Source organism: Streptomyces polyrhachis, from assembly GCF_042663125.1.
Classification (GTDB): domain Bacteria; phylum Actinomycetota; class Actinomycetes; order Streptomycetales; family Streptomycetaceae; genus Streptomyces; species Streptomyces polyrhachii.
This window is the reverse complement of sequence record NZ_JBHSZO010000060.1, coordinates 12478-20668: the sequence shown is the minus strand read 5'-3', so window position 1 is coordinate 20668 and position 8191 is coordinate 12478. Positions and strand designations below refer to the sequence as shown.

Here is an 8191-nt window from a genome sequence, read left to right as displayed (position 1 = left end):
CCGGCGGTCCCGGCGCTGGTCTCGGCGCCGGTGCGGATCGCGGACGCGGGGGCGGCGGCGCTGCTGCGGCCGGGCGACCGGGTGGACGTGCTGGCGGCGGCGCGGGGCCGGCCTGACGCCGAGCCCCGGCTGCTGGCCCGGGCGGCGCGGGTGAGCCGGGTGCCGCCGCCGGACTCCGCGCGGTCGGGGGGCTCCGCAGTCTCCGGGGGCTTCGATGCCTCCGACGTCGCCGGGGATGCGGAGGGTGCGCTGGTCGTGCTCTCGGTGCCCCGGCACACGGCGGTGGCGCTGGCGGGTGCGGGCGTCTCGGAGCGGCTGGCGGTGGTCGTGTGCTGAGTGCGCGCTTCCCGCCGGCGGGGAGGCACGGCGGCGTACCGTGCGGGGCATGGTGCGCGATGCGATCACGGATGTGCGGGGCATCGGGGTGGGTCATGCCCAGCGGGTCGGCGGGGGGTGGTTGAGCGGGGTCACGGTGGTGCTGGCGCCGCCCGGGGGCGCGGTGGCCGGGGTGGACGTGCGCGGCGGTGGGCCGGGGACGCGGGAGACCGACGCGCTCGATCCGCGCAACCTCGTGCAGGCGGTGGAGGCGGTGGTGCTCACCGGTGGCAGCGCGTTCGGGCTCGACTCCGTCGGCGGGGTGGTGCGGTGGCTGGAGGAGCGGGGGCGCGGTTTCCGGGTCGGTCCCGAGGCCGGGCAGGTCGTCCCCGTGGTGCCGGCGGCGGCGCTCTTCGATCTCGGCCGGGGCGGGGACTGGCGGGCGCGGCCGGACGCGGAGTTGGGGTACGAGGCGGCGGGCGCGGCGGTGTGCGCGGGCGGCCCGGGTCCGGACTCCGGTCCGCTCCCCGATCCCGCCGAGGGCAACGTCGGGGCCGGTACGGGCGCGGTCGCCGGGGGGCTCAAGGGCGGGATCGGGACGGCGAGCGTCACGCTGGCCTCGGGGCACACGGTCGGGGCGATCGCCGCGGTGAACGCGGTCGGGTCCGTACTGGATCCGGAGACGGGGGTGTTGTACGGGGCGGTGTTCGATCGGGCGGTGGCCGGTCGGGAGTTGACCGGTCGGGAGGGGGTCGGTCGGGAGGAGGTCGGCGGAGAGGGGGTCGGTGCGGGGATGGCGGTGTGGCCTGCTGCCGGGGTGCACGCCGGGGCGGTGGAGCGGTTGGCGGCGGCCCGGGAGGAGAGCGCCGCGCGGTTCGGGGCCGTGGGGCGGGGAGTGCTCAACACCACGCTGGCCGTGGTGGCCACCGACGCCGTGCTCTCGCCGGCCCAGGCGCAGAAGCTCGCCGGGACCGCGCACGACGGGCTCGCCCGGGCCGTGCGGCCGGTGCATCTGCTCAGCGACGGGGACACCGTCTTCACGTTGGCCACCGGCGAGCGTCCCCTCCTCGCGCCGGGGGCGGAGGAGGAGGGCGATCCGGCGTTCTTCGTGCACCGGGAGGCGGGTGCGCTGAACGGGATCCTCGCCGCCGGGGCGGATGTGCTGTGCCGGTCGGTGGTGCGGGCGGTGCTGGCGGCACAGAGCGTGGACACACCGGGCGGGGTGTTCCCGTCCTACCGTGAGCTGTACGGGAGGTGAGGACGGTGCGGGGTCCGTACCCCGCCCCTGGCGGCCGGGGGCGTGGGCGCGGGCGGCAGCCGCTTCGGGCCGGTGGCGGGGCCCGTAGGCTGGAGGCATGAGTACGCCCCCGCGTCCCGCGCTGGACTTCGACGATCCCCTCTCCCTGCCCTCGGCCGACGACAGCGACGACGGCTGGGGCGAGCGCCCGGCGGGAGGGGGCGCGGCGGATCTGGCGCGCTTCCTGGACGAGAAGCCTCCGCACCACGTGGACTGAGGCGCTACCGTCCCCGCGCTACCGCCCCCGCCCTACCGCCCCCGGCGCTCCTGCGTCCCCAGCTCCGCGCCGCGCAGTCGCGTCAGGTCGCGGCGCTCGCGCTTGGTCGGGCGGCCGGCGCCGCGGTCGCGGACGGCGACCACCGGGGTCTCCTCGCGCGGCGGGGGCGGCGGGGAGTTGTCGACGTAGCACTCCGCGGCGGCGGGGGCGCCGACGCGCTTGCGGATGATCCGCGAGATCACGACGATGCGCTCGCGGCCGGCGTGGAAGAGGCGGATCTCGTCGCCCGCCCGGACGGCCTGGGCCGGCTTCACGCGCTCGCCGTTGACCTTCACATGGCCCGCCCGGCAGGCGGCGGCGGCCACGGCCCGGGTCTTCACCAGGCGTACGGCCCACACCCAGGCGTCCACCCGGGCGCTTCCGGCCGCGGTGTTCGCGGCGGAGCCGGCTGCGGGTGAGTGCGTCATGGGTCGATCGTAGTGCGCGCGCCGGCCGGACGGTTCGTGCCGTCTACGCGTACAGCGTGGCCAGGAACTCCTCCAGGCGGTCCGACATCCGCTCGACCTTCTGCTCAAGGGTGAGCGACTCCTCGTAGCGCATCGGGCCCGTGGACTTCAGGCCGCGCAGGTAGAGGGGGCAGGCCAGGTCGGTGCACATGTGCAGGCCGGCGGAGTTCCCCTCGCGGCCCGCCCTGCCGGGCTTGCGCGCGGTCATGAGCGAGACGCCGTTCCCGGGGTGGGAGGTGTGGCAGAGGGTGCACATGTTGCGCTGGAGGAAGCCGCGCTGGACGCGGGGGAAGCGGAACGCGACGCCGGTGAGGCCCGCGGGGCGGTCCATGACCAGGTACGTGCGGTCGGGGGCGCCCGGGTCGCGCCAGCCGAGGAAGTCCAGGTCCGCCCAGGGCAACTGGTCCAGGTCGCGGGGGACCGCCAGCCGCTTGGCCTCGCCCTTGGAGCAGTTGACGAAGGACTCGCGGATCTCCGGTTCTGTCACCTTGCGCATCCGTCCACGGTACCTAGCACCCCGAAAGGGGCCAACCGGTTATGGGGGCGCACGGGAGGGGCCCCGGCCGGTACGTCCCTGGGGACGTACCGGCCGGGGCCCGCGTACCGGTGGGGTGACCGCCGGGGCGTCAGTGCACGACGACCGGGGGCGCCGGCTCCTTCACGAGGCCGTCGCCCTCGGCGGCGGGCGCCGGGGCCTGCGGCTTGCCCGCGTTGATGAAGACGAAGGCGATCGCGGCCGAGACGACCAGGATGCCGACCGCCCACCAGATGGCGGTGGTGTAGCCGTGGACCAGGGCGGCGTACTGGTAGCCCTGCTTGCCCAGCGCCGGGGCCTCCTTCAGGTGCGAGCTGCCCCAGGCCGTGGTGGCGGAGGCGGCGATGGTGTTCAGCAGCGCCGTGCCGATCGCGCCGCCCACCTGCTGGGAGGTGTTGACCATCGCGGAGGCGACACCCGCGTCACGCGGCTCGACGCCGTAAGTGGCCAGGGACATCGCCGGCATGAAGGCCGTACCCATGCCCAGGCCCATCAGGAACATCGCCGGAGCCATCAGGCCCCAGTAGGAGCTGTCCGTCTCCAGCTGCGTCAGGATCAGCATGGCGACCGCGGCGAGCAGGAAGCCCGGGCCCATCAGGAGCCGGGCCGGGACCCGCAGCATCAGGCGGGCACCGATCTGGGTGGAGCCCGCGATCATGCCGACGATCATCGGCAGGAAGGCGACGCCGGTCTCCAGCGCCTCGTACTCCCGGATGATCTGCATGTAGAAGGTGAGGAAGAGGAAGAGGCCGAACATGGCGATGACCGCCAGGCCCAGGGAGAGGTAGACACCGCCGCGGTTGCGCTCCAGCAGCACGCGCAGCGGCAGCAGCGGGGCCTTGCTCTTCGACTCCCACAGCACGAACGCCGCCAGCAGCACCGGCGAGAGGACGAACATCGCCACCGTGTACGTGTCGGTCCAGCCCGAGGACTCGGCGCGGGTGAAGCCGTAGACCAGGGCGACCAGGCCCAGGGTGGAGAGCAGCACGCCGGGGATGTCCAGCGGGGAGCGGTTGCGGCTGCCCGCCGGGTCGTGGATGTAGGCCAGGGCGCCCAGGACAGCGACCACCGCGAAGGGGATGTTGACGAAGAAGGTCCAGCGCCAGTCCAGGTACTCGGTGAGCGCGCCGCCCAGGATCAGGCCGAGCGCGCCGCCGCCGCCGGCGATGGCGCCGTAGATGCCGAACGCCTTCGCCCGCTCCTTGCCGTCGGTGAAGAGCACCGCCAGCAGCGACAGCGCGGCCGGGGCGAGCAGCGCGCCGAAGACGCCCTGCAGGGCGCGGGAGGCGAACATCATCTCCTGGCCGGTGGCCGCGCCGCCCAGCGCGGAGGCGCCGGCGAAGCCGATGAGGCCCGTGATGAAGGTGCGCCTGCGGCCCCAGATGTCGGCGATCCGGCCGCCGAAGAGGAGCAGGCCGCCGAAGGCCAGGGCGTAGGCGGTGATGACCCACTGCTGGTTGGCGGTGGATATGTCGAGGTCGTCCTTGGCGGTGGGGAGCGCGATGTTCACGATGGTGGCGTCGAGGACGACCATCAGCTGCGCGACGGCGATGAAGGCGAGGGCCTTCCAGCGCTTGGGGTCGGGCTGCGTCGCAGCCTGGGGCACTGCTTGTGACATGGGTGGGGTTACCTCACTGGTACGTGGTTCGTCCGGTACGTCGGTCCTGGGGGCGGGCCGCGGGGCGGCCGTGGGCTCACATGGCGGGTCCCTGCCGCTCCTCGTACGGGCCCGAGCCGCCCGCGAGGTCCGCCAACGTGGCGGGCTCGCCCGGCAGTTCGGAGCGGCCGGGCGCGTGCAGGCCGTCGAGGAAGAGGCGCAGATGGCGCTGGGCGAAGCGGTCGAAGTCGACGCACTGGTTGCCCGGGAGCGGCCGGGTCAGCTGGACCAGGGCGACCATCAGGTCGCCGGCGGCGACGTCCGTCCGCAGGACGCCGGCCCGGCGGGCGCGGTCCATGACCGCCTCGACGGCCGCCCCCAGCCGCTCGCGGGTCGGCGTGATCTCACCGCAACCCCCGAAGCCGTCGGCCCTGTCGGCACTGCCAGCACTGCCAGCACTGCCAGCGCTGCCGGTCAGCAGCGGGCACAGGGCGCCGATGCGCTCCTCGGCGGCGCTCAGGACGAAGCGCCGCAGCGCCTCGAAGGGCTCGGTCTCCTCGGCGAGCGCCGCCTCCGCCTCGGCGGCGACGCGCTCCATGGACTCCAGGGCGACCTGGCGGATGAGGTCGCGGCGGTCGTGGAAGTGGCGGTAGACGGTCGCGTTGCCGACGCCGGCGCGGCGGGCGATCTCGTCCAGCGGGACCTCGGGGCCCTCCTCGACGAAGGCGAGCCGCGCGGCGTCGACGATGCGCGCGCGGTTGCGCGAGGCGTCGGCGCGCAGCGGGCGCGGGTGCGAGGCGGCGGGCTGCGCACTGGACTGCGTGACGGGCTCGGTCATCGGGGCTCCTTCCCGTGGCGGGGGCGCGCTCTGCGCGCGCCGGTCGTAGTGTGGCCTCTTCGTCCGTCGATCCGGGGAGCGACTCCCCGTTTCTACGCTCGCCGGGTAAACGGGGAATGAATCCCCGGATATTTCCGGGTCTTTCGTGGCGTGCGTCACATCCGGGGCGGGGCCGCCGGGAGCCCGCGGCCGGGGGCGGCTCCCGCGCCCGTACGGAGGGCGATAGCTTGGGCGCGTACAGCGCATATCGCTCGTTTCCGAACCGGAGGTTCACGATGGCAACCACGCGCACCGCGAAGACGCACTGGGAGGGCAATCTCCTCGACGGCAAGGGCACCGTGGCCCTGGAGTCCTCCAAGCTCGGCTCGTACGACGTGAGTTGGCCGGCGCGCTCCGCCGAGCCCGGCGGCAAGACCTCCCCCGAGGAGCTGATCGCCGCCGCGCACTCGTCCTGCTACTCGATGGCCTTCAGCCACGGCCTCGCGGGCAAGGGCCACACCGTGGAGACCCTGGACACGCAGGCCGACGTCACCTTCCAGCCCGGCGAGGGCATCGTGAAGATCGCGCTGACCGTCCAGGCGAAGGTGCCGGGGCTGTCGCAGGAGGAGTTCCAGGCGGCCGCCGAGGACGCCAAGAAGAACTGCCCGGTGAGCCAGGCGCTCGCCGGCGTGAAGGACATCACGCTTGAGGCGACGCTGCTGCCGTAGGCGCCCGTGGTGGAGGCCCGGCGCGCGCCGGGCCTCCACCACCGCCCCGCCTCCTGGCATCCCCACCAGCCCCCACCCCCAACACGCATGACGCTACGGACCGTTGGGGACCGGCAAAACGGCCGGAGGTCGGAGAGCGGCACCGCCGCCTCCTCCTAGCGGATTAGGCCGGGATCGTCCTGGCGGCCGAGATCCTTCTCGAACCAGGCCACGTCCCAGTAGCGGCCGAACTTCCGCCCCACCTCGCGGTACGTCCCCAGGTGCGCGAAGCCGAAGCGCTCGTGCAGGCGGATCGACGCCTCGTTGGGCAGCGCGATCCCGGCGTAGGCCCGGTGCAGGTCCTCGCCGCGCAGGTCCGCGAAGAGCGCCGCGTACAGCGCGCCGCCCACGCCCGCGCCGACCGCGTCCGGCGCCAGGTAGACGCTCACCTCCACCGAGGTGCCGTACCCCGGCTTGGGGCGGAAGGCGCTGGAGGTGGCGTAGCCCGTAATCCGGCCCGTCGCGGCCTCCTGCGCAACCTTCAGGCGGTGCGGACCGTCTTCAGGGTGGGAGAGCAGCCAGCCGCGGCGCTCCTCCGGGGTGAACGGCTCGGTGTCGAAGGTGACGCCCGTCTCACGGACGTAGTGGTTGTAGATGCCCGTGAGGGCCGCCAGGTCGGCTTCGACCCCTGGCCTGACCTGCGTCTCCGGCCGCTCTGAAGATTCGTTCACCAATCGAGGCTAACGTGCGGCCACGCAGGATACTGCAAGATCTCGAAAATCGACGGACGCGGTGGGAATTCTGTCCGGATTCCCGTCGTTGGAAGCAGTGAAACGGCATCGATCAGAAGCCTGATCGTGATGTGCGCCGCTTCACCTGACCATTCGTCTATGTACGCGTACGCACACGCGTAACAGGGAGCATGCATGGCTACTCGTGCCGTCGCCCGCCGCAGTGCCGGCCGCCCGGCCGCCACCGGCAGGGCAAGCAGCGCTCGGGCCACCGGCGAGATCGCGGACCGCGACCTGGTCGGCATGTATCTCGACGAGATAGCCCGCACGCCGCTTCTCGACGCCGCGAAGGAGGTCGAGCTCTCGCTCGACATCGAGGCCGGTGTGTACGCGGAGCGGCTGCTGGCCGGAGAGGCCGGTCCCGAGTCCCCCGAGGCGCCCTCGGCGCGCGCCACCGAGGAGGAGCTGGCGGCGCTGGTCGCCGCCGGCGAGCGCGCCAAGGACCTCTTCATCCGCGCCAACCTGCGGCTGGTGGTCGCCGTGGCCCGGCGTTATCCGCGCAGTGGGCTGCCGCTGCTGGACCTCGTCCAGGAGGGCAACGCCGGTCTGGTGCGCGCGGTGGAGAAGTTCGACTACCGCAAGGGCTTCAAGTTCTCCACGTACGCCACCTGGTGGATCCGCCAGGCCATCACCCGCTCCATCGCCGACCAGTCGCGCACCATCCGGCTGCCCGTCCACCTGGTCGAGGAGCTGGGCCGGATCCGCCGCGTGCAGCGCGAGCTGAGCCGTGAGCAGGGCCGCGAGGTGGACGTGGCGGAGGTCGCCGCGGAGCTGGACTCCACGCCCGAGCGGGTCACGGACGTGCTGGACTGGGCGCGCGACCCGGTCTCGCTGAACATGTCCGTGGACGACGAGGGCGACACGCAGTTCGGCGACCTGCTGCGCGACGACGGCGCCCAGACGCCGGAGGCCTCGGTGCTGGTGATGCTGCGCCGCGAGGAGCTGGAGGACCTGATCGGCCGCCTGGAGCCGCGTACGGCCTCGATCATCAAGATGCGCTACGGCATGGAGGACGGCCGTGAGCGTACGCTGACGGAGGTGGGCAAGCAGCACGGCCTCACCCGTGAGCGGATCCGCCAGATCGAGAAGCACGCGCTGGTCGAGCTGAAGAAGCTGGCCCGCGACACGGGGTTCGACGAGGCGGCCTGACCGCCGCCTCCGCCGCCCCGCACAGAGCCGCCTCCGGCGCCGTACCCCCCCTCGGCGCCGGGGGCTTTGTGCTGTGCGGGCTTCCCGGGCCCGGGCTCAGCCGCCCGCGGTGGGAGTGGGCTCGGCGCTCGTGGGCTCCACGGGGGACGGTGCGGGCTCGGCCACCGGCTCGGTGGGCGCGGGCTCGGTGGGCGTCGGCTCCGTAGGCGTGGGCTCCGTAGGCGTGGGCTCGGTGGGCGTGGGCTCCGTAGGCGTGGGCT

10 protein-coding genes are annotated in these 8191 nt (G+C 73.7%); 5 read left to right on the top strand and 5 right to left on the bottom strand.

All coding sequences use genetic code 11. The features are described from left to right. The 3 genes from ACFQLX_RS24720 to ACFQLX_RS24710 all read left to right on the top strand — a co-directional run. A partial coding sequence (locus ACFQLX_RS24720; RefSeq protein WP_386418628.1) for a hypothetical protein occupies positions 1 to 336 on the top strand: 336 nt, incomplete at its 5' end. A 49-nt stretch (positions 337 to 385) separates the two neighbouring features. Continuing rightward, positions 386 to 1573, top strand: a complete 1188-nt coding sequence (locus ACFQLX_RS24715) for a P1 family peptidase (protein ID WP_386418627.1) — start codon at positions 386 to 388, stop codon at positions 1571 to 1573. A gap of 97 nt (positions 1574 to 1670) precedes the next feature. Continuing rightward, positions 1671 to 1829: a hypothetical protein gene (locus ACFQLX_RS24710; protein ID WP_386418625.1), complete on the top strand. Its 159-nt coding sequence runs from the start codon at positions 1671 to 1673 to the stop codon at positions 1827 to 1829. Between the two features lie 32 nt (positions 1830 to 1861). Here ACFQLX_RS24710 and ACFQLX_RS24705 read toward each other — a convergent pair whose 3' ends face one another. The 4 genes from ACFQLX_RS24705 to ACFQLX_RS24690 form a co-directional block, all read right to left on the bottom strand. Then, positions 1862 to 2296 carry an RNA-binding S4 domain-containing protein gene (locus tag ACFQLX_RS24705; protein ID WP_386418624.1) on the bottom strand — a complete coding sequence of 145 codons (435 nt, stop codon included), beginning with the start codon at positions 2294 to 2296 and terminating at the stop codon, positions 1862 to 1864. Positions 2297 to 2339: 43 nt separating this feature from the next. Beyond that, entirely contained in the window at positions 2340 to 2831 is a 492-nt protein-coding gene (locus tag ACFQLX_RS24700; protein WP_386418622.1) for an FBP domain-containing protein, read from the bottom strand. Between the two features lie 130 nt (positions 2832 to 2961). Further along, a complete protein-coding gene (locus tag ACFQLX_RS24695) occupies positions 2962 to 4488 on the bottom strand; it encodes an MFS transporter (protein WP_386418620.1) in 1527 nt (508 codons plus the stop codon). A gap of 76 nt (positions 4489 to 4564) precedes the next feature. Next, on the bottom strand, positions 4565 to 5305 hold the full coding sequence (locus tag ACFQLX_RS24690) for a TetR/AcrR family transcriptional regulator (RefSeq protein ID WP_386418618.1): 741 nt from the start codon (positions 5303 to 5305) through the stop codon (positions 4565 to 4567). Positions 5306 to 5580: 275 nt separating this feature from the next. On the opposite strand from ACFQLX_RS24690, the gene ACFQLX_RS24685 reads away from it, so the two are divergent. Next, complete coding sequence (locus tag ACFQLX_RS24685; protein ID WP_386418616.1) at positions 5581 to 6012, top strand: OsmC family protein; 432 nt, start codon at positions 5581 to 5583, stop codon at positions 6010 to 6012. 155 nt (positions 6013 to 6167) lie between these two features. Here the strand turns inward: ACFQLX_RS24685 and ACFQLX_RS24680 are convergent, their stop codons facing one another. Next, positions 6168 to 6722, bottom strand: a complete 555-nt coding sequence (locus ACFQLX_RS24680) for a GNAT family N-acetyltransferase (protein ID WP_386418615.1) — start codon at positions 6720 to 6722, stop codon at positions 6168 to 6170. 195 nt (positions 6723 to 6917) lie between these two features. On the opposite strand from ACFQLX_RS24680, the gene ACFQLX_RS24675 reads away from it, so the two are divergent. Continuing rightward, positions 6918 to 7931: a sigma-70 family RNA polymerase sigma factor gene (locus tag ACFQLX_RS24675; RefSeq protein ID WP_386418613.1), complete on the top strand. Its 1014-nt coding sequence runs from the start codon at positions 6918 to 6920 to the stop codon at positions 7929 to 7931. Positions 7932 to 8191 lie beyond the last annotated feature (260 nt).

Excerpts from the sequence above, each read along its gene's own strand:
- ACFQLX_RS24685 (WP_386418616.1), top strand. The coding sequence starts at position 5,581 with ATGGCAACCACGCGCACCGCGAAGACGCACTGGGAGGGCAATCTCCTC.
- ACFQLX_RS24700 (WP_386418622.1), bottom strand. The coding sequence starts at position 2,831 with ATGCGCAAGGTGACAGAACCGGAGATCCGCGAGTCCTTCGTCAACTGC.
- ACFQLX_RS24690 (WP_386418618.1), bottom strand. The coding sequence starts at position 5,305 with ATGACCGAGCCCGTCACGCAGTCCAGTGCGCAGCCCGCCGCCTCGCAC.
- ACFQLX_RS24695 (WP_386418620.1), bottom strand. The coding sequence starts at position 4,488 with ATGTCACAAGCAGTGCCCCAGGCTGCGACGCAGCCCGACCCCAAGCGC.
- ACFQLX_RS24715 (WP_386418627.1), top strand. The coding sequence starts at position 386 with ATGGTGCGCGATGCGATCACGGATGTGCGGGGCATCGGGGTGGGTCAT.
- ACFQLX_RS24705 (WP_386418624.1), bottom strand. The coding sequence starts at position 2,296 with ATGACGCACTCACCCGCAGCCGGCTCCGCCGCGAACACCGCGGCCGGA.
- ACFQLX_RS24675 (WP_386418613.1), top strand. The coding sequence starts at position 6,918 with ATGGCTACTCGTGCCGTCGCCCGCCGCAGTGCCGGCCGCCCGGCCGCC.
- ACFQLX_RS24710 (WP_386418625.1), top strand. The coding sequence starts at position 1,671 with ATGAGTACGCCCCCGCGTCCCGCGCTGGACTTCGACGATCCCCTCTCC.